Genomic DNA, 22,273 nt, shown 5'->3' with positions numbered 1-22,273 from the left:
GAACATCGGAAGACGCTTGGGGGGCAGCCATGCCAACACGGATGGTGCAAACCGGTTTATGGCTCTCACTTGGCTTGGTCCTTATCCTGAGCGGATGTGGAACAGGTCCTGGCGGCGCATTTGCGTTGGCACCCGACACGCATAGCCTGATCGATGCTGCAGACACAATGCGACGCTGGGTTCGCCAGCCAGCACCCGTAGCGCGCGAACTCAGCAAGACCGTAATCCCGGTCTATATTGTCGAACCCGGTGATGTGTTAATTGTTGAAACCGCATACTTCGACTCTCCGTTGCGTTTGCCTCAAGACCAAACTGTGATGCCCGACGGTACAATTGACTTAGGACGTTTCGGGCGTCCCGTTGTCGCCGGAATGAGTTTGGAACAAATCGAGGCGAATCTTTTCGATTTGATCCAAGCCGCCAAACCAACCGACGACGGCAAACCGCTGACGGCCGAGCAAATGCAGGTCAATGTGCGTCTTCTCGGACCGAACGGCGTGTACTTCTATGTCCTTGGGGAAGTTAACAATCCCGGTGCCTATACTTACACCGGTCGCGAAACGGTGTTGGATGCCATCTTGACTGCCGGCGGCATGAGCGACCGAGCCAGCAAGAACGATATCATCCTCAGCCGGCCGACCGCACCTGGGGAATGTCGTGTGGTGTTGCCGGTCTGTTACGAACAAATCGTACAACTGGGCGACACGACGACAAACTATCAGATCATGCCCGGCGATCGCATTTTCATTCCAACAGATCGGGCTTGTGATGGTTGCTTCAAGTGTTTGGGGCTGAAAAAGGAATGCAACGCCTGCAATGCGGAGCAGTGTGGAACGGCGAATTGTCCATTGCCATTCGCCGCACCGACCCACTACGAACGCCCGGCCTCTCCTGAGGCAGCGCCACAAGTCGTTCCTGCTGCGGAAATCGCTCCCCAACCTGCGATCGAAGTCCCACCCAAACCGACCGAGTAATTCGCACCAACTACGGTGACTTTCGGAATCGCAACTCGCTGAGATGCCGCCAATCGGCGAAGTCGTTATCATTGGCTCTCAAAATTCACGCGTTCAGGGAGCCTGCCATGATTCGAATTTCTCGCCATATTGCGTTGTCGTTGTTGATCCTGGGGTCGTTGTCGTGTTCTCAATCGACCGAGCCAAAGCAAGCCGAAGAGCAAGCAAACAGCGAGCAGCCGACGCAATCGACCGAACAGGGGTCTGCCTCAGAGGACGAAGCCCCTGTTGATCCGATTGAATCGCTCAAGACTTTGGGGACGGTTCGACTTGACGGCGATGGGAACGTCATTGTCGTGCAAATCCCCGATGGCAAAGCGACCGATGTGACGGCAAAACTGCTGTCCGATATGACGTCTCTCAAAGACGTCCAGCTGACCGGTGAAAATGTCACCGACGCGGCTATCGACAGTTTGGCCGGGTTGGACAAGCTCAAGGTGTTGAAGCTTGACGGCACTGCAGTTGGCGACGCGGGGCTTGAGAAACTCCAAAAGCTTCCGGCGTTGGAGCAAGTTTACCTCTCAGGAACACAAATCACTGACGCGGGGCTGAAGCACTTAGGCGCGTTGCCGCGTTTACGTCGGCTTCGAATCAGCAATACAAAAGTGACGGGCGAGGGAATGCAGCACTTGAAGTCAGCTGCCAAACTCGAAAACCTCGATGTCAGCAAAACTAGTGTCGATAACGAAGGTTTGCGACATCTGAGTGAGATCGCCACTTTGACGAACCTCAATCTTTACACAACCAATGTCGCGGATGGCGGCATGGAACATGTCACAACAATGACTCAGTTGACATGGTTAAACCTTGACAATACGACAATTACCGACGCGGCTTTGCCGAAACTCAAGCCGCTCGTGAACCTAACCTATTTGCATCTCGGTCGTACGCCAATATCCGACGCTGCCATCGAGAATCTTTTCGGCCTTAAGAACCTCACTCGACTCGAAGTCACCAACACCCAAGTGACCGAACAAGGGGCCGAGAAATTACGTGAGGCACTTCCAGGTTGCGAAGTTCTGTCTGGTGTCACAGACGCAAAATCTTAGTCACCTTGCAGCAGCCAAATCGTTTCTGCTGCAGGTATGGTTATTCTTGCTTCACGTTAGAGAGATTGATCGCGATTTCGCTGATGGAATCTCAGTAACTTCAATACAGTCGATAGTTCGCTCTGTTAGTCCTTGCCAAGAAGACTGTTCCTGTAATGTCATCCCGTAAGACGACATAATCTCGCGATGACTATAATGGTGATTGGTCTTAGACATGGCTTGCAATCATTGTTGTTCGAATTGACTAACTTGGACAATGATAACTCTCAACACTCTAGGATCCCAGCAAAGCGTTTCGCGAAGCCCACACCGCATCTTTTGAGGTACTGATGACAAACCACCACATGCCAAGTACGACTCGCAGACAGTTTCTCGCACACACTGGGATGGCCGCGGCTGCATGCTGGTATCCCTCAATTCTTCGAGCGGTCGCCGCTAGTCCTTTAGAGGCAGTCGATCACCAGGATGAAGACGCGGATGTCCTAATTGTAGGCGGCGGACTTGGCGGCTGTGCCGCTGCATTGTCAGCGACCAATCAAGGACTACGAGTTGTAATGACCGAGCCTACGGATTGGATTGGTGGACAACTCACCCAACAAATTGTTCCGCCGGATGAACATCCCTGGATTGAATCATTCGGGGCACCTGCGAGTTATCGTCGACTACGAGACAACATTCGCGACTACTATCGGTCGAACCGTCCACTTACACCGGCAGCAAAAGCACGCAAGAATCTTGATCCAGGAGATGGTTCTGTCTCGCGACTTTGTCACGAACCGCGCGTTGCCCTCGCGGTTCTCGACGAAATGTTAGCACCAGCGGTGAAGAAAGGCTTACTTAAGATTCGACTCAATACCCGCCCCGTCAAGGCTGATGTCGACGGGGACCATGTCCGAGCGATTCAATTTGAGAGTGCTGATAGTTTACGCCCGATTACTGTCAAAGCTAGCTATTTCATCGATGCATCCGAGGAAGGCGACTTGCTTCCTCTAACCGGTACCGAGTACGTCACAGGCTCCGAGTCTCAGAGTGAAACCGGGGAGCCAAGTGCCGGTGAACACGCTCGGCCAGACAATATGCAGTCGATTACGTGGTGCTATGCGATCGATTATTTGCCAGACCAGGATCATACAATTCCTAAACCGGCTATGTACGATTTTTGGCAGAAACACGTGCCGTCGCTAACTCCGCCCTGGCCGGGTCGATTGCTAGCCCTGCACTATTCGAATCCGTGGACGACGGAGCCGAAAGCCCTAGGATTTGCACCCCGAGCAGCCAATCAAACAATCCCTTCTGTCAAAGGGCTCAACCTTTGGCTTTATCGACGCATCATCAATGCGAACAATTTTGAAGACGGTACCTATCCAAGCGATATCTCCGTCGTCAACTGGCCTCAAAACGACTATATGCTTGGCAACATTATCGATGTTAGTCCTGAAGAACGAGAGAAACATTTAAACGGTGCGAAGCAGTTAAGTCTTTCACTGTTATACTGGCTCCAAACTGAAGCACCTAGACCGGACGGCAAAGCCGGTTGGAAAGGGTTACGACTGCGACCTGATGTCGTCGGTACTGAAGATGGACTTGCGAAGTATCCCTATATCCGTGAGTGCCGACGTATCAAAGCTGAGTTCACGATTCTTGAACAGCATATCGACACACGCGAAGAAAACCGACGGAAGATCGGTGAACATCGTGTAGCGAAGGCCTTTGCTGATTCCGTTGGTATCGGTCACTATTCCATGGATCTGCATCCATCGACAGGCGGGGACAACTATCATCACACGAGTTCCTTGCCATACCAGATCCCGTTAGGCGCGTTAATTCCCCAGCGAATGAGAAACGTAATCGCTGCTTGCAAGAATATCGGAACGACTCACTTCACTAATGGTGCCTATCGGTTGCATCCTACAGAATGGGGAATCGGCGAAGCCGCTGGTGCGTTGACAGCGTACTGTTTAACAAAAGACCGCACGCCAAGCGGAGTCCGGAATAACGCAAAACACCTTCAGGGTTTCCAAGATCAGCTCGTCAAAAACGGGATCGAACTAGATTGGAATAAACTCGCTTGAGGGAACGCACTTGGACGGCTCTCAAGAATGACTATAACGGCAGTTTGATAGCGCTTCGAATCAGGTTCCTAATGCTCTGTCGCAATCGGAAATCTAGGGATCGCACGCGACGTACAGATAGCGTTCAAGCTTCAAACGTCGCGTGTCGATGCCGACTTGACTGGCGACAGTAATACTGACGAACTCGAGTCTCAAAGTGCTTCGGGGGTCTTCTGAATGCAACCAAGTAAACCGTTCTGTTCGGTGATCGATATTGCCGAATTGAGTTGCACTGTATCGACGTCACAATCGTTCCCAGCGAGGCTCGACGTAACAGCGGCAGAACATCGGTTCGCCGGGTTTCTTTGAACGGCAACGCTTGTTAAAATCTACTGTCTTCTTACCACCGGTAGACAGAATCGAGGTTCGTTCAATACCATCGTCACCAACGAGTGTCAGAGGTAAAGACGAGTCGAACAGGAAGATACCCTAAGTTACGCAAGAGCAACAACTTGGGGCCGTAGCTCAATCGGTTAGAGCAGCGGACTCATAATCCGTTGGTTGCCAGTTCGAGTCTGGCCGGCCCTACTATCTTAAACCCTTGACTCATAACGAGTTAGGGGTTTGTTTGTTGTGTGCCGGAACTGAGGGATTGTGCACAGAAGTGGACCGTTATGGACTGAATTGGACAAATTTCAACACGACTTCTGTACTACTTCTGTACCGCTTTTAACCGCCAACGACGCGGTGTTCAAGCCCGTTTAATCTTCCTTGCATGAAATGTCAGAAGAAGTACTTACGCGAATCATGAATCCGATTCTCTTCAAATACTGCAACAGAGGTCGCCCTGTCCAATTTCGTGACCACTAATTCGGTTTCGCTTGTTCAGTACTCTGGTTAAACTGTTGTCCTCACCTGGAACATCACACCACGTATTGAACGACGAACACCGAACCGACTATGGCTAAACGGAAATCGAAGGCTGCCTCGAAGAAGGATAGCCCGAACGGGGCCAATCTTGGCTTCGAGAAGACACTCTGGCTGGCTGCTGACAAACTTCGCAACAACCTGGATGCGGCTGAGTACAAACACGTCGTTCTCGGGCTGATCTTTCTGAAGTACATTTCGGATGCCTTTGAGGAACAACGCAAGGCGTTGCTCGAAGATGAATACGCCGATCCCGAAGACCCCGATGAATACCGGGCCGAAAACGTCTTCTGGGTTCCGACCGAGGCCCGTTGGGAGCACATCCAAGGGCACGCGAAGCAACCGACGATCGGGCAAATCGTCGATGATGCCATGGATGCCGTCGAACGCGACAACCCTCGGCTCAAGGGCGTGTTGCCGAAGAATTACGGGCGACCCGCTCTCGACAAACAACGTCTCGGCGAACTGATCGACCTGATCGGCACCATCGGCCTGGGTGACAAGGAAAACCGCTCGAAGGACATTCTCGGTCGTGTCTACGAATATTTCCTCTCGGAATTCGCCTCGGCCGAGGGCAAGAAGGGCGGGCAGTTCTACACGCCGCGATGTGTGGTCCGTGTGTTGGTCGAGATGCTCGCCCCCGCCCCGAACAGTCGCATCTTCGATCCCTGTTGCGGATCGGGCGGGATGTTCGTGCAGAGCGAGAAGTTCATCGAAGAACACGGCGGCCGCATCGGCGATATCTCCATCTACGGCCAGGAGTCCAACCCGACCACGTGGCGGTTGGCTCATATGAATCTGGCGATTCGCGGCATCGAGGGCAATCTCGGGGCGCAGCATGCCGACAGTTTCCATCACGATCAGCACAAGGACTTGCGGGCCGATTACGTGTTGGCCAATCCGCCGTTCAATGATTCCGATTGGCGGGGCGGGCAGTTGCAGGAAGATGCCCGTTGGCAGTACGGCACACCGCCGAAGGGGAATGCCAACTTTGCTTGGGTGCAGCACTTCGTCTATCATCTGGCCCCCACCGGCACGGCGGGGTTTGTGCTGGCAAATGGCTCGATGAGTTCCAACCAATCCGGCGAGGGCGACATCCGCCAAGCCCTCATCGAAGCCGACTTGGTCGATTGCATGGTCGCGTTGCCGGGGCAGTTGTTTTACTCCACGCAGATTCCCGTCTGTCTGTGGTTCCTCACCCGCGACAAAAAGAACAAGAAATTCCGCGACCGTCGCGGCGAGACGTTGTTCATCGATGCCCGCAAACTCGGCCGCATGATCGACCGCGTCCATCGGGAACTCACCGACATAGAAATCGCCCGGCTGGCCGACACCTATCATGCCTGGCGGGGCGATGCCGACGGCTCGCAGACTTACGAAGACATCCCCGGCTTCTGCAAGTCCGCTAGCCGCGAGGAAATCGCCAGCCACGGCTACGTGCTCACCCCTGGCCGTTACGTGGGAGCCGAGGAACTCGAAGAAGACGACGAACCCTTCGAAGAAAAAATGCAACGCCTCGTCCAAACCTTGAACGAACAATTCACCGAATCGGCACAGCTAGAAGCCGCCATTCGGTCCAATTTGGAGGGGCTGGGTTATGGCGAGTGACACATGGCGAGAATGTAGCGTAGAGGAACTAAAATCGTCGGCTGCAAATGCACTTGCAACGGGACCATTTGGTTCTGCTATTAGTTCTAGGTTTTTTCAAAGTTCGGGCGTGCCAGTTATTCGTGGTAGTAACCTGAGCCAGGATATAGGAATTCGAATCATCGACGATGGCCTTGCGTTTGTATCTGACGACAAGGCATCGGAATTCAATCGTTCTATAGCGCGTAGAGGAGACCTTGTTTTTACTTGCTGGGGAACGATCGACCAAGTTGGTTTAATAGATGGAAGAGCGAAGTTCAGTAAGTATGTTGTATCAAACAAACAAATGAAACTTACTCCCGATTCTACAAAAGCTGACAGTCTGTTTTTGTACTACGTGTTTTCATCGCCGCAAATGCGGAATACGATACTAAATCAGGGCATTGGAAGTTCTGTACCCGGTTTTAATTTGGGACAACTTCGCCGTTTACCGCTTCTATTACCGCCGATTGGCGAGCAAAGAGCGATTGCTAGCATTCTAGGGGCGTTGGATGACAAGATCGAGTTGAATCGGCGGATGAATGAGACGCTGGAAGCGATGGCGCGGGCGACCTTCAAAAGCTGGTTCGTGGACTTCGACCCCGTCCGCGCTAAACTCGACAACCGCCCCCCCAAAGCCCTCGACCCCCAAACCGCCGCCCTCTTCCCCGACAGCTTTGAGCACGCAGAGTTTGGCCTGGTGCCGGATGGATGGAACGTAAGCACGGTTGGCGACGAATTCAAATTGACGATGGGGCAATCCCCGCCCGGCGAAACTTACAACGAAACTGGCGACGGGATTCCGTTTTTCCAAGGTCGCAGAGATTTTGGCTTTCGCTTTCCGTCAGTGAGAGTGTTTTGTACTGGCCCAACACGGTTTGCCGAGAAGAACGACACGCTAGTCAGCGTCCGTGCTCCTGTGGGAGACCTGAATTTAGCCTCACAACGATGCTGTGTTGGTCGAGGAGTTGCTGCTGTTCGTCACAAATCAGGAAGCAGATCGTACACTTACTATGCAATGGGGGGGTTAGAAACGGATTTCGCACGTTTTGAAGCTGAAGGAACTGTGTTCGGATCAATTAACAAACGCAATTTCCAAGCACTCCCAATGATTGCCCCCACTGAAACTGTTGTTTCGGCCTTCGATCGCCTAGTAGGACCGATGGACGATCGAATAGAAGTCAATTCGTCGCAAGGCGAAACGCTTGCAGCAACTCGCGATGCTCTACTGCCGAAACTCTTGTCCGGCGAACTGCGCGTGAAAGATGCGGAAAAGTTAGCCGAGTCACATTTGTAGCTGAACTACCAGACGAATGTTAAAGGGACCATGAAATGTCTTATGGGAGTCAATGGCATCTGCTGCGCTACTTGGGGTATCACCGCCAAAAACTGAATCGATTGGTTGGTAACGCGATTGGTGGCGAAGTCGTCGAGTGGTTGGATATGCGGTTCAACAATTCGTCGGACTCGATCGATCGTGAATGGCGAGGACTCGACTTCTTAAATGAGCTTCATCCGGTGCAGAAGGAATGGCGGGAGTTCTGGCCACACTCCGGCAACCTTCACAACTGGGATGCCGTTGGTCGCACTCGAATTGATGGAATCGAGCAGTGGGTGCTTGTCGAAGCCAAAGCCCATCTCGACGAAATGCGTTCATCATGTGCCGCAATCGAACAAGACGGCGGCCAACGTGACCAGATACGTGCTGCCTTTGCAGAGACGAAAACGAGCATGAAGATTTCACCGGCACAAGATTGGCTCCAACCGTACTATCAATACGCCAACCGCCTATCGACGCTGTATTTCTTGACGAAACACAACATTCCCGCGCGTCTGCTATTCGTGTACTTCTGCGGTGACAAGAACCCACACGGCAACTGTCCGACCGATAAAGCCGGTTGGCAGGAGCGTTTGACGGAAGCTAGTACTCATCTCGGCTTAAATGGTCGCTCGCCATATGAACGAAAGATCCACAAACTATTTCTTCCCGTTTGCCCAGCAGTCTAAATTAAACACTTGAGGATGCAACATGGAATTGGGTCGACTGGAGAAGGTAGAACTGCGGGACGTGTGGACGACCGAGGCCGGGGATTTCACGCCGTGGCTGGCGGGAGAAGAGAACGTGCGGCTGTTGGGTGACACCATCGGCCTGGATTTGGAAGTCGAGGCCCAGGAGAAGGACGTCGGGCCGTTCCGGGCGGACATTCTCTGCAAGGATACGGCGTCCGGGGATTGGGTGCTGATCGAAAACCAACTCGAACGCACCGACCACACGCACCTCGGCCAACTGATGACCTACGCCGCCGGTCTCAATACGGTGACGATCGTGTGGGTCGCGTCCCGCTTCACCGAAGAACATCGAGCCGCCCTGGATTGGCTCAACGACATCACCAACGACGACTTCCGCTTCTTCGGTTTGGAAGTCGAACTCTGGCGAATCGGCAACTCCGCCATCGCCCCGAAGTTCAACATGGTCTCCAAACCCAACGACTGGGTCAAAAGCATTTCGGGTGCCGCGAAACGTATTGACCGTGAGACACTGACGGAAACGAAACGCCTGCAGCTCGAATATTGGACGGCGTTTCATGAGGTGCTGGCGAAGCGGGGTTCGCACGTTAAAGGTACGAAGCCGTTGCCCCAATACTGGAATGATTTTGCAATCGGGCGTGCGGGTTTCCAACTTTCGACCAGAGCAAACGTTCGCGACGGATTCACGGAAATCGTCGTGTATTGCAGCGGTCCCTATGCTTATACGCGATTCTTACAACTAAAAAACCAGCGTGAAGAAATCGAAAGAGAAATCGGAGAGAGCCTGGATTGGCAGGACAATCCAAACAAGAAAGACCGCATCATCAGTCTGAAGAACAACGAACAAGACCCGAACGAACGTTCGAATTGGTCCGAGCAACATGAATGGCTGGCCAACATGCTCGAGCGATTCCATCGGGCATTCTCCCCTCGCGTCAAGTTACTTGATGACACTCTTGCTGAGACAGGCGAGACGATGCCATGACGATCACCGAGAACACCGTGGAATTGGCGACGCTCTCGTGGTTCGAGGAACTCGGCTATGAGACGCTCAACGCGATGACCATCGGCCCGGATGCCGATCAATCCGAACGGAACTCATACGGGGACGTTGTGCTCGTTGGCCGACTGCAGGCGGCGATCGATCGTTTGAACCCCGACATCCCCCCATCGGCACGTGAAGAAGCCCTGCGGACTGTGACGCGGTTGGATTCGCCCGCATTGCTAGTCAACAATCAAACGTTTCACCGAATGTTGCGGGATGGTGTTGAAGTCGAATACACCCGCAACGATGGCACAATTGTTGGCGACCGTGTGTGGTTGATTGGTGATGAACCCGCATCGAACGATTGGCTAGCGGTCAACCAATTCACGATTGTGGAAGGTCATCACAACCGTCGCCCGGATATCATTGTTCTTCTCAATGGGCTGCCGGTGTGTGTCATCGAGTTGAAAGCCGCACTCAATGAAGACGCCACGATTTGGTCGGCTTGGAATCAGCTTCAGACGTATAAGCAGCAAATCCCTTCACTGTTCGCTTACAACGAACTCTTGGTGATCTCCGATGGTCTCAACGCCCGCATCGGCTCACTGACCGCCCCGAAGGAATGGTTCAAACCATGGCGAACGATCGATGGCACCGATCCGCCCGCAGGCATGCTCGACTTGGAGATGCTAGTCCGTGGTGTCTTCGAGAAGGATCGTCTGCTCAAAATTTTGAAGAATTACATTGTCTTCGAGCAAGACACCGAGACCGGAAACACTTACAAGATTCTCGCGCAGTACCACCAATTCCACGCCGTAGAGAAAGCCGTCGAAGCCACGTTGACCGCCGCCGACACCGAAGGTGATCGACGTTGTGGTGTCGTGTGGCACACACAAGGGTCCGGCAAGAGCTTATCAATGACGTTCTACGCCGGACGCATTGTCACGCATCCCGAGATGCAGAACCCGACGTTGGTGCTGCTCACTGACCGTAATGATTTGGACGACCAGTTATTCGGCCAGTTCGCCCGTTGCCATGAATTGTTGCGTCAACAACCGGTTCAATCGGAAGATCGGGAGTCCCTGCAAAAGCTGTTGTCGGTTGCCTCGGGTGGAGTGGTGTTTACGACCATCCAAAAGTTCTTCCCCGAACAGTCGAAGACCGAATACCCGAAGCTATCCGATCGGCGAAACATCGTCGTCATCGCCGACGAAGCCCATCGCAGCCAATACGATATGATCGACGGCTTCGCCCGTCACATGCGAGACGCGTTGCCGAATGCATCGTACATCGGCTTCACTGGAACGCCGATCGAACTCACCGACAAGAACACCCGCGGAGTCTTCGGCGAATACATCGATATCTATGACATCCAACAAGCCGTCGCCGACGAAGCGACCGTCCCGATCTACTATGAAAGCCGTGTGGCCAAGCTGGAATTCAATGCGTCTATTGTTCCGCAGTTGGATTCGGAATTCGACGAACTGACCGAGAACGAAGAAGAGGACCGACGCGAAAAACTTAAAACGAAGTGGGCCGCGCTCGAAGCGTTGGTCGGCAGCGAAAAGCGGATTCAACTCATCGCAACAGATTTGATCAAGCACTGGGAGAAGCGGCTGGAAGCCATGGACGGGAAGGCAATGATCGTCTGCATGAGTCGCCGCATTGCCGTCGACTTGTATAACGCGATCGTCGCACAACGCCCGGATTGGCATTCCGAGAATGACGACGAAGGCGTGCTCAAGGTCGTGATGACCGGCTCAGCATCCGACCCACCCGAATGGCAAACGCATATCCGCAGCAAACAACGGCGAAAGGAGATGGCGAAGAAGTTTAAGGATGCTTCCAGTGACTTCAAAATCGTCATTGTGCGGGACATGTGGTTGACGGGTTTCGATGCTCCGTGCATGCATACGATGTACGTCGACAAGCCAATGCAAGGTCATGGATTGATGCAGGCGATCGCGCGGGTCAACCGTGTCTTCCGGGACAAGCCAGGCGGGTTGGTGGTTGACTATCTCGGCATCGCCGACCAATTGCAGAAGGCGATGAAGACATACACGGACAGCGGCGGCAAAGGGAAAACCGCCTTCGACACGGCTCAAGCCGTCGCCGTCATGTTAGAGAAATACGAAGTTTGCTGCGCAATGCTGCATGGTTTCGACTGGTCTGGTTGGCACTCTGGCAGCCCTCAAGAACGTCTGTCGTTGCTGGTGCCGTCCCGTGAGCACATTCTCGCCAGCGATCCCGAAGATGGTAAACGACGGTTCTGTCGCCACGTCTACGACCTCTCGCGTGCGTTTGCACTGTGCCCGACACACGAGGAGGCCGTCGCGATTCGCGATGACATCGCGTTCTTCCAAGCGCTTCGATCGGCATTTCTAAAAACCGCCAACAGCCATCGAGACCCCGCCGAGATCGAATTCGCAATCCGGCAATTGGTTTCTGAAGCCGTGTCGGTTGGTGATGAAGTTATCGATGTGTTCTCGGCTGCAGGGCTCAAACGTCCGGACATCTCAATCCTAAGTGACGAATTCCTCGCCGATGTGCAACACCTTCCATACAAGAACGTCGCCGTCGAACTACTAGAGAAACTGCTCAAGAGCGAAATCAAAACGCAACGACGACACAACGTCGTGCAAGCCCGATCATTTGCCGAGATGCTCGAAAAGTCAATCAATGCGTACCACAAAAGAGCAATCACGACACAGGAAGTGATTAACGAATTAATCGGCATCGCGAAGGAAGTCCGTGACGCACAAGCCCGTGGCGAAGCCCTTGGTCTATCAACAGATGAAGTCGCTTTCTACGACGCATTGGCGGACAACGGATCGGCCAAGGAAGTCATGGGCGATGAGAAACTCGCCTTCATAGCTCGTGAACTCGTCGGAAAGATCAGAAAAAACGTGACCATCGACTGGGCCGTTCGTCAGACTGCGCGAGCCAAAATGCGAGTACTTGTGAAACGAATTCTGAAGCACTTCGGCTATCCGCCAGATTTGGAAAAGAAGGCGATTCAGACCGTTTTGGAGCAGGCAGAGCTTCTTTGCAGCGATCGCATTGCCTTATAGTTTGCGATCGGTAACACTGTTTCGATTTCTAACGAGCACAAATTGAGCCCGCAAAAGTATTTCCTTTTCAGCAAAAAAACGCCCGATGGCCGAATATTGCCTTCGGCCATCGGGCGTTTGGTACCAGGATTAAACTGTGAACTCTAAATGGATGTAGCGTTAGAACGGAATGTTGATGACTGGGCCGTTTGAGGTGGTTCCGCCGTTGCCTCCGCCACTCAGCGTCCCGTTCCAAACTCCTTTTACCGGTCCTGCTTGACCGTTATTGAGGAATCCCCATTTGCCTTTGAACTTACACTTTCGTCCCTGCTCGTATAGCTCCCAGCTGAACCAACCTGTGGTTCCGTCAAAATCCCAAACGCCTTTTATATAGACAGCTTTGACGTCAGTAGCGCCTGCGTTAGGGCTGTCAGGGCCAGGGAGAGGCCCGTTTCCGGAACGCTCAGGGGTTTGTTGGCGTTCACCAATCTCTGTGCGCACTTGCGACAACGTGCCGTTGCCATATTCGGTTTCATACTTTCCGGAACCAAAATTCTCATCCTTTTTCTTTTTTAGAATGATTTTGGCATCGACATCGCGGCCGCCTGCAGATTCATAGACAGAGTTCCAGGCCGTGTTGAGGGTTGCATCTGGATTTCCTTGCTGAGCATTCGCGAGCGCGCCGCCCGTGATCGTCACGGCAAACAGTGTGATCAGTGTTTTCATCATTGAAGAAGCCTTCCTGAAAAATGAGTCGATCGTCGTTCCTTATAGAGATCTATTTGAATCGACCAAGAGGCCGTCACTTTACTCTTCGTTATACCGGTACAAGGTCGCCGAATCGCCTATGCAGTGTCGAGGTGAAAGCGTAAGGCAAAATTCCGCGCCCTTTCACGATTGGCGACTGAAGCCAGCCAAAACCAAGGACTCGATCACAACATTATGGTCGTTTGAAAATCGTGATGAATATTTACCAAGATAAATGACTCATTGAAGGAAACCTCTTTCTGGATTTCCCACTCTGGTCGTCTTTCTTTACGGTAGCTTGTGCCAGTTATGGTCCCCCAGACCTTTTTACCGAAGGTTTCAACCGTATGGTAAACTTGAGCTGCATCCTCAAGGACTTCATTTGCTCCGTCGATTATTTCTGCAGTCCAACCACTGGCCGTGATTGAAATGTTCGCCTGGAACGCCAGCTCACCTGTCAAGGTGTTTTGGACTTCGAGCCTCGCCTTGACGCCGTTCGCTTCAAACACGTACAGCTTCCCGCCCTCATTCGCAAGCGACCACGTTTGCTGGAGACCTATGCGGCCAACAACTCCTAACTCTAGATCCTTTATCTCGACTATGTTTTTTATACTAAGAGCCTCCTGAATCTCTGCATTCGATTTCCAACCGGTTCCAACTTCTAGCCAGCCGGCTAGATCGAGTGTGAATTCTCTAAGGTAAATACCTTTCTGAATGTCAGTTCTTGCAGCGCTTAGAAATTTGTTGACCCCTCTCGTATCTAGGCCAGCAGAGATTCCTAGGTCAATTGTGCTTTTGAAGTCCACCCACCACTGGATTGGAACAGCCCCAACGAAATAAGTCCCCCCGGCGACAGGGGTCTCAAAGGTCAAGTTTTCCTTGCCTACAAACTCGCTTAACGTGAGGTCGATCTCGACTAAATCTTGAACTTCACCGAATGCGATTTTGAGTAACGCATGCTTGTTGCTGATGATTGGAAAGTCGACACCTAGTTCCCGAAGGGACAGTAGTGAACTACCTTGTGCGAGTTGGGAGAATGGATTATTGGCTAAGCCCTCAAACTGGTCTGCTGTGATCCTGTAGGTGCCGACTCCGACGTAGTTACTTTGCTCTTGCAAGGATCCGAAAAAGCGGTTTATCGTTGTAAGTTCGTTGTGTAACCTCACAATCTCCTTCGCAGCTGGGATCTTCTCAAAAACGTCGCGCCATCGGAGGTGAAGGCCGAACTCATCGATGTCGATGATCTTCTCGTCAAGAAACGCTGTCAGGGGATTGAGGCGTGGCTTGATATAGTTGTGAAGTTTCTCTGCCAGACGTTGTAAGGCATCTCCTAACTTCACTGATAATGCAACTTGATCGCCAATAAAGTCGCGTTGACTGTTCCGGTAGGCGAAATCGCCGCTGAGTAGTGCTGCTAGGTCTAACTGTAGGTGAACAGTGTCTTCGCCAGCTTGTCCAAATAGGTAGTCTTCACCTGCGTTTCCTCGTAATGTGTCATCGTGGTTTCCTCCATAGAGTCTGTCGTTCCCGCTAGAACCAGAGAGGTAATCCTCACCATCCTCTCCATAGAGAGTGTCGTTACCCGTGTCGCCGTAAATCTTGTCGTCACCCTGGCCTCCATATACAATGTCATCTCCCGAGCCACCACCGATTATGTCCGCTTCTGGCCCTCCGTGCAGAACGTCATTGTCGTCTCCGCCGTCGAGATATTTTTTTCCTGATGACCCTCCGTAGAGATAATCATTTCCACCTTCACCAAAGAGCTGGTCGTATCCATCGTTGCCGTGGAGCTCGTCGTTGCCAGGACCTCCGTAGAGTTTATCGTTCTTGGGGCCTCCTTCCATGATGTCCTTACCGATGCCTCCGTAGAGCACATCATAGCCACCGCCACCAACTATGTAGTCGTGTCCGTCCTCCCCATGGAGCTCATCGTCACCCAGATCGCCATATAGCTCGTCGTTCCCACCACTTCCCCAAAGGACGTCATTCCCATCCATCCCACTTAGGAAGTCTGCGTCAGCCCCGCCCCGCAGGACATCATCGTGGTTTCCTCCGAAGAGTTTGTCGTTCCCATCGGAACCAGAGAGGTAATCCTCGCCGTCCTCTCCATACAGAGTATCGTTGCCAAAATCGCCATAGATTGTGTCGTCGCCCGCCCCTCCGTAAACTATGTCGTCGCCTGTTCCTCCTCCAATCCAGTCATCGCCATTGCCTCCACGCAGAAGGTCGTTCCCGTTACCACCGACGAGATGATCATCCCCCGACGAACCACCGGAAAGATAATCATCACCGTCTTCACCATAGAGGTGATCGCTTCCATCGTCACCATAGAGCTTGTCATTGCCTGGGCCTCCGTAGAGCTTGTCGGTCTTGTCGCCGCCACCCATCCGGTCATCACCCTCGTCCCCGTAGAGAACATCGTAGCCACCACCACCGACCAGGGCGTCGTCTCCGGCCTCGCCGTGAAGTTCATCGTTGTCATGGTCACCATATAGCGTGTCGTTTCCTTCACCCCCCCACAAAATGTCGTTTCCGTATGTGCCTCTTAAGAGGTCTTCGCCAGCCCCACCTCTAAGTAAGTCATTGCCATTTCCTCCAAACAACTTGTCATTTCCGTCGGAACCAGAGAGATAATCATCTCCATCTTCGCCATACAGGCGATCGTGTCCGTCGTCACCGTAGAGCTTGTCGTTGCCGGATCCGCCGTGAAGAACATCGGTTTTGTCTCCACCTCCCATCCTGTCATCGCCCGCGTCACCATACAGCACGTCGTAGCCGCCACCACCGACTATATAGTCGCCATCGTCTCCACCATGTAATTCATCGTTATCGAGGTCACCAAAAAGTTTGTCGACCCCTTTTCCACCCCAGAGTGTGTCGTTCCCATCCATTCCGCTCAAATTGTCTCTTCCAGAGCCACCATAGATGACGTCATCTCCATTTCCGCCCTTGACGATCGAATTCAAACTGACACGGCCGAGGTCAATCGTGTCGTTGCCCGAATGGCCATTGACTTGTATATGACTGATCCCGGCTACTGGGAAACTCCAATTTTGGGTACCTATCGAGTTGCTCGCTTGAACGAGGATAACAGAGCTTCCCTGGTCAAGCGAAATCGTATCGTGCGTCCCCGTGCCGTCGATTGCCAGAACTCCTTCAACCATCTGAGCTGAAATTCCAGTCAACATCTGACGAGTCTCAAGAGGTTCAACCAAGCATACGAGACCTCCTAGTCGATCACTGACGCGATGGCGTCGCCTCTTAGACGCTGGTCTGCTTAACAAACTCTTGTGCTGAGGGAGGCGTGATAACACCTGGCCGATTGCTTCAACATAACGAGGAGTTTTCATGCGAATGTATTCCTGTTTTCTAGGTCGCTCTCTGGAAGGCACAGCATTGCTAAAAGAGGACGACGACCTTTGACGTCGACCCACCCCTCGATCGTCGATACTGCTACAATTGGACGTGAAAACTCGGCTGTTGCACGCCGAATTTCTAGCTTGTTCACCGCACTGCTTAACCTCGCGTTCGGTTGTTCCCGGCTTAGTGTGGTAGCGGGTTTACCTTCGGGGCCCTGTGTGCAGTAACAATCGAGTGGCTCGGTTACTAAATCGTAAAGCAGAGCTCCATCCGGCAACAAATTTGGAGAAATCTCAAGAGTGCTGAGAACTCTCCTTTGGCGACTCATTGATTGTGGATGCCGAGTTTGGCGTGGAGATCATTGACTTTGAGAGCGTTGGCTCGGAGTGGCGAACCCGCCGCCGGATGTCGAAGCCGTCGGTGAATCCTAGGAAACGATTGCCGAACTGGCCAAGCGGGCGCAACTAGAAGGAGATCGACTTGATGGACTTCGATGAAGCGCGGTTTGCACTGGAGCCGAGCGTGCCTTACGCTTGGCAAACTGAGCAACGCACTGTGAGTTGCCCAATCGCCGTGGCAGAGGTGTCTCGGCATTGGGTTTTGTCGACACTTTAAGCCAGAAAGTTCCTTACACCACCGAATCGACTGTGCAATATGAGGTTGTCACCAAAGTGTTCGATGACTTCTGCCGACACATCGACAAAGAGACATGAGGTGCTCCAGAAAATGCGTCGCCTCATACCATTGCCGAATCCCATGCAAAGATTCCTGAACGGCAAGTGGCTTTTATGCATTTACAACGGTATTCATGGCGATCATGGTGTGTACGAAGGCAATGCAGACAATCGATCTGCATAGTCGAACGTTTACTTTTCTATCGCACACGTCCCTAGCTGCCGCCATGCTCTGAGCGGCACCGGCGGATGTGCGGCTCAATTCCCAATATCCGAAATGGGCTTTGGGCCGGTTCTTGGTCATAGCCTGCATCGGCATACAAGTTCTGCGGAGAAGAATTAGGACTGTTCAGATCGATGCTCTATTCTTGTTTTCCGGGGCATAATACCTTCAGCACAATTCGCTGATGTGCGTTGGTGTTCACCTACGAGTGTAAAATGACCAGCGTAACTCCATTTTTGTCAACCAGTACCTAGTATTTCGTGCCTTCTCCGCGGCGTTCGACGGGGCCGGGTCCAGTCGATCTACTACGGCCCAAACGCGGCCCTGGCTGGAGTCGATGATGGCCGTGTCCAGGTCGAGCTTCCCTAATTCGTGCAACTGATCTAAAAACCGCTTTTAAAGGTCTGGCTACATGTCGAGATTTTGCCAATGCTCAAGCCGCTTGTAAACCGTTTCTCCGCAACTCTCCAAGGCCAGAGGCACCTCGTCCCAGTGGATGCCGGTTGGTCAGGACATACCAGATCACTTGCCTCACAACCTCGTTCTCGGTTGTCGGTCGCCTGTACCGGGGTCACACTGGTTGCACCGCGGGCAGCAGGTCTTGAATGTCGTCATTATGATACGTTGACATTCTCGAGTGAGCCACGGTGTCTCGTCAAATTGAAAGTCGATTAACGGTGGCGTAACTTTTCTACCAATCAAGTTTTTTCTTCTTACTCTTGCCAGTCACCCTGATGATGACGCCGACGGTCCTGCTTAAATCGTTTATTTGTGCGATACAGCGGTGTGATCCGAGCAAGCAAGTTGGAAGGGACTGGCTTCGGGAATACGATTTCAATGGTTTCGTCATACTGGTCCCATGTCGTTAGCCCCGCTGACTGTACTGCGTGTAGCAACTTACCAAGACCAATTGCCGTCTGGACGGTCACTTCAAGATCCGCAATGAAGTGTTGTCGGTGAGCGTCACGCACAAATTGAAGATCTTCATCTCCGATATAGAATGCGTTCGTTTCAACATTCTGCAGCCAGTCAGTGCCAACAGTGGGTTTCAATTCGAGGTGCAGTGCTGCGGGCCAGTGATCCGCGATAGTTGTGAAAGCGATTGCTGCAAGATTTCGGTGACGATGTCGAACTTGTGATAGCCAGTGCCAAAGCGTTACTGATGATCGTAGGTCGGATTCAACAATAGTGTCGTCATCGAGAAGGGAGATTCGCTGCATCAGCATCAAGGGAACGGCGTAAACACCTTTGCCTCGCCGCCCGCTTCCGAGCTTAATGCCGCTTCGTTTCACCCGGGAGATCTTTGGCTGGGGAATTAGATGCACGAACTTCATTCTGCGATCGACCCCTTTTGGCGGTTAACAACCGCGATCATTGGATTGCTAGTATACATGCTCATTTGTGAACCAGGTGATTGACTGCTCTTCATGCACCCATTGTTCTCCTTCACTTTCGTTACGGATTGACTTTTTCGATCTTAGTTCAGCTTGTTAGCTTCGCTTGATGAACAGTCATTAATCTGTAAGAGAACAGTGTGCCATCCTACTTCGGCTCTGGGCTCGACACGGCTGCGCTGTCAGTCTCTAACGGCCTGATCCGACGGTACGTGACGATAATGACTCCTTCACGAGGCTTCAAATCCTTTGGAAATTCCTTTCCGCTCCGCTTTTCATCGATGTACTGTGCCACCTTCAGCGTGTCCTTGTCGATCCTATATCGCGTGAAGCCCGCCCATTTGGACGACTTCTCATCCCAAAACTCAATCCACTTATCGCCGTCGTGGCGGACGCGGAACCACGACGCACTGAACGGCATGCCTCCCCTGGCAATCGATTGAACCCCGTTTATGCGGACGATCCGGTAATCGTCCGCAACGACCCGCTCATCCAACCGCCCATTTTCATTCCATTCAACCAATTGCCATGTGCCGTCGATCTCAGTTTGTGCATATGGCGAATCAGCATTTTCTTCAGAGATACTGCACGGATCGCTTCCGACCAAATGCGCAATATGAGCCTTCGTCTCGTTTGGAGTGTCACCGGCCACTCCAATGGCGGTCGTACTGCAGATCACCAGACTGGCTGCAGAAATCAATTCTATCCGCATACAGTTCACCCATCTTTTTTTAACGCTCTTCACTCGAGACTTCCGAGAGGACTAGCACCGCCCAAATGGTAGCCGTAAATAGCGGTTTCCCTTTACGTCTCAGCGCGTAAGTGCGTAACGATTTTCGTTAGCAATGGCAGTTCCGCATCATTTGTGAGCGACCACGCGGAATTTTCGATGGCAATCGAATTTGGCATCTACGCATATCCGTTCATCGAAATGCTCGACTACTGCGATGATCCTGAGCTCTTATCTTCCAAGATGCTCTCAATTAACGGTCTAGTAGGGATCATTGCTGTGACGTGCTTACCATCCACGTATAATTGGCTCGCCCAACTGATTCCGACTTTCTCGACGACCGAAATATTCGATCTCAATTGCTCGTCAACCGAATCTGATAACGACTTGTTGCGCAGTTTGTCGGAATCGAGTCCAAAATGGGCCGCTGCAGCGATTGCAGCGTCTTCGTCGAAATTCTCTTGATGGGCGAGAATCCATTCGTGCATCTCCCAGAACGCGTCTTGGCCTCCGAGTTCGGATGCAGCCATGACAAGCCGAGCCATCTCAGTCGATGGACCATAGAAGTCTGCTTTCCAGCCGGAGAACTTCGGGTTCAACTCTTTGCTGAGTGGATAGACCACGACTCGATACGCGCAGTCCGTTCTTTCCTCAACGAGGGTGCGAGCTAATTGGTTCATACCGATCGAATATGGGTTCGCATAGTCAATGATCAGCACAAGTTCGCGATCAGCTTCGGCTGGGCCGATTCTTCCTCCTGTTAAATTCGGGGGGAAAGCAATTGTTTCTTGATCCCGCCATCGTTCGACAAGTCGCGCGATACGTCCTTGCGGTCGGTCGCCGTGGGGCGATCGTGGAGGAAGATCCTTTTTCAACAATTCTTCGATGGCAACAGTGACATTGCCTTCGACGTCCGCCGATTTCAGTTCGACACCATTAATGAATACCAGCGGTGTCCCATCGATGCCCAGTTCGACGGCTCGCTCAATGTCGGATCGAATAGTCTTTGCAACGCGTTTGCCCATCATGGTGTCGAAAAAAGTCTTGTGATCATCAAACCCTAGGCGGGGCAAGACGTCTCGAAGCTGTTCCTTGTCGAATAGTCCCTTTCGCTCGATGAGCCAATCGTGCATCCGCCAAAAACCTTCGTTCCCGCCGAGAATTCCAGCAGCTTCGGCGGCATACGCGGCTCGACAGGCGTTGTCATGGAATCGGGGATGCTTGATAATTCGATTGCAGTCCTTACACAGCGGAAAATGAAGAAACGAGACCGAAAGGCTTTCATCGCGAAATGCATCCAGCTCAGATTCTGCATTGCGACAATCTTTGCACTGGTAGTCCCCCCACATGACGATCCGAAGCCGGGCAATCTCCGGTCCCTTTCGCCAGCGGGCCTTCAATACACCTTCTTCATTGGCAGCTGGTTTCTTGGCTGCCTTGACGACATCAGAAATCGTGTCAGAGGTCTCAGCGCTGGACTTCTCAGCCACGACTTTTTCGACATTTTGCTGTGCAAGCCCTAAGCTCGCAATTACGAACAAAAAGACGCCGGCCGGTACCGCGAGCAATTTGGTCTGGAACTGCGACTGAGACGACGAGAAAAAGACAATGATGGCGAACAGAAGATTGCCAAGATGTGCTAGCAGGCAATACAAGCAAAAGTGTTGCTCGGCGATCATTACAATCGTCAGCCCGAGCGAAACCGCGACTCCTGCCCCTACGACGGACCGAAAGCCCCAAGTTACTCCACCGCTCGACAGCCACCACCCGACCGAGATCGCACAGAAGTATGCAAGGCCAACATAAGACAGAGGCCAGCCTGCAAGGGTGCCCCATGGCCCGTTTGACAAACTCGCACATGCACTTGAGGGACCACATCCATGGAGGGTCAACCCATACAATTGCTGTAAGACGAGAAGTGAAGCGGAAACTAAGCTTAGCGATAACGATAACAGCCCCAAGCATCGCCAAACGGCACTGATTCGACTTGCGGAAGCCCCAACGATTATATCGTCCGTCATAGATTCTTACTTATCTTACTTATCGAGATCGGGAGTAAGCCTTGACCGAACCGCCGGTCGGCGGGCAAACAAAAGGAATCTCTAGGCTCGGGCCCGCGCAACGCCCAACGTTGCTCAACGGGATAGAGCAACCGATACGCCTGAGTGTCCGCATTCATCTGCGATAAACCATCCGACATTTAACAACTTCGCAGATGAATGCGGAACTCAAAGCTAGTCGACACGAGTGTTTCAGACGATTCCGTATTGGGTCCGATCGGCACAACCTGGCTCACAGCAGGCCAATTCCCAGCCCGCCCCCGTGGGCAGCAGCTCGCCCACACAGCTCGGCATGTCGCAGGCCAATTCCCAGCCCGCCCCCGTGGGCCGCAGCCGGCCCACACAGCCCGGATCGT

The 22,273-nt window shown here is 52.5% G+C and carries 14 protein-coding genes and 1 tRNA gene; 10 read left to right on the top strand and 5 right to left on the bottom strand.

Annotated elements, in window-relative coordinates; genetic code table 11:
- The first annotated feature begins 29 nt into the window (after positions 1-29).
- The 9 genes from AC5DDB_RS22225 to AC5DDB_RS22185 all read left to right on the top strand — a co-directional run bounded on the left by AC5DDB_RS22225 (position 30) and on the right by AC5DDB_RS22185 (position 12,750).
- Entirely contained in the window at positions 30-974 is a 945-nt protein-coding gene (locus AC5DDB_RS22225) for a polysaccharide biosynthesis/export family protein (RefSeq protein ID WP_491741970.1), read from the top strand.
- 107 nt (positions 975-1,081) lie between these two features.
- Positions 1,082-2,062 carry a leucine-rich repeat domain-containing protein gene (locus tag AC5DDB_RS22220; protein WP_491741969.1) on the top strand — a complete coding sequence of 327 codons (981 nt, stop codon included), beginning with the start codon at positions 1,082-1,084 and terminating at the stop codon, positions 2,060-2,062.
- Between the two features lie 344 nt (positions 2,063-2,406).
- Positions 2,407-4,134, top strand: coding sequence for an FAD-dependent oxidoreductase (locus AC5DDB_RS22215; protein WP_491741968.1), 1,728 nt, complete (start codon positions 2,407-2,409; stop codon positions 4,132-4,134).
- 493 nt (positions 4,135-4,627) lie between these two features.
- Positions 4,628-4,701: transfer RNA gene (locus AC5DDB_RS22210), tRNA-Ile, on the top strand.
- A gap of 372 nt (positions 4,702-5,073) precedes the next feature.
- Positions 5,074-6,648 (top strand): class I SAM-dependent DNA methyltransferase, encoded by a 1,575-nt coding sequence (locus tag AC5DDB_RS22205; RefSeq protein WP_491741967.1) that lies wholly within the window; start codon positions 5,074-5,076, stop codon positions 6,646-6,648.
- The gene (locus AC5DDB_RS22200) at positions 6,638-7,963 is read left to right on the top strand and encodes a restriction endonuclease subunit S (protein ID WP_491741966.1); all 1,326 of its coding nucleotides are present in this window, start codon (positions 6,638-6,640) and stop codon (positions 7,961-7,963) included. The genes AC5DDB_RS22205 and AC5DDB_RS22200 overlap by 11 nt, the downstream gene beginning before the upstream one ends.
- A 35-nt stretch (positions 7,964-7,998) precedes the next feature.
- The gene (locus AC5DDB_RS22195; protein WP_491741965.1) at positions 7,999-8,673 is read left to right on the top strand and encodes a hypothetical protein; all 675 of its coding nucleotides are present in this window, start codon (positions 7,999-8,001) and stop codon (positions 8,671-8,673) included.
- Between the two features lie 22 nt (positions 8,674-8,695).
- Entirely contained in the window at positions 8,696-9,679 is a 984-nt protein-coding gene (locus tag AC5DDB_RS22190) for a DUF4268 domain-containing protein (RefSeq protein ID WP_491741964.1), read from the top strand.
- Positions 9,676-12,750 carry a type I restriction endonuclease subunit R gene (locus AC5DDB_RS22185; RefSeq protein ID WP_491741963.1) on the top strand — a complete coding sequence of 1,025 codons (3,075 nt, stop codon included), beginning with the start codon at positions 9,676-9,678 and terminating at the stop codon, positions 12,748-12,750. The genes AC5DDB_RS22190 and AC5DDB_RS22185 overlap by 4 nt, the downstream gene beginning before the upstream one ends.
- Before the next feature lie 159 nt (positions 12,751-12,909).
- Here AC5DDB_RS22185 and AC5DDB_RS22180 read toward each other — a convergent pair whose 3' ends face one another.
- A complete protein-coding gene (locus AC5DDB_RS22180; protein ID WP_491741962.1) occupies positions 12,910-13,458 on the bottom strand; it encodes a hypothetical protein in 549 nt (182 codons plus the stop codon).
- Positions 13,459-13,661: 203 nt separating this feature from the next.
- Positions 13,662-16,664 carry a calcium-binding protein gene (locus AC5DDB_RS22175; RefSeq protein ID WP_491741961.1) on the bottom strand — a complete coding sequence of 1,001 codons (3,003 nt, stop codon included), beginning with the start codon at positions 16,662-16,664 and terminating at the stop codon, positions 13,662-13,664.
- Between the two features lie 655 nt (positions 16,665-17,319).
- Between AC5DDB_RS22175 and AC5DDB_RS22170 the strand changes: the two genes are divergently transcribed.
- A complete protein-coding gene (locus AC5DDB_RS22170) occupies positions 17,320-17,451 on the top strand; it encodes a hypothetical protein (protein WP_491741960.1) in 132 nt (43 codons plus the stop codon).
- A gap of 995 nt (positions 17,452-18,446) precedes the next feature.
- Here the strand turns inward: AC5DDB_RS22170 and AC5DDB_RS22165 are convergent.
- The 3 genes from AC5DDB_RS22165 to AC5DDB_RS22155 form a co-directional block, all read right to left on the bottom strand.
- Positions 18,447-19,025: a hypothetical protein gene (locus AC5DDB_RS22165; RefSeq protein WP_491741959.1), complete on the bottom strand. Its 579-nt coding sequence runs from the start codon at positions 19,023-19,025 to the stop codon at positions 18,447-18,449.
- A 250-nt stretch (positions 19,026-19,275) separates the two neighbouring features.
- Positions 19,276-19,872, bottom strand: coding sequence for a hypothetical protein (locus tag AC5DDB_RS22160; protein ID WP_491741958.1), 597 nt, complete (start codon positions 19,870-19,872; stop codon positions 19,276-19,278).
- Between the two features lie 194 nt (positions 19,873-20,066).
- The gene (locus AC5DDB_RS22155) at positions 20,067-21,878 is read right to left on the bottom strand and encodes a DsbA family protein (RefSeq protein ID WP_491741957.1); all 1,812 of its coding nucleotides are present in this window, start codon (positions 21,876-21,878) and stop codon (positions 20,067-20,069) included.
- Positions 21,879-22,273: the final 395 nt, after the last annotated feature.

Source organism: Thalassoroseus sp. (genome assembly GCF_984380535.1).
This window is presented reverse-complemented; position numbering and strand designations above follow the sequence as displayed.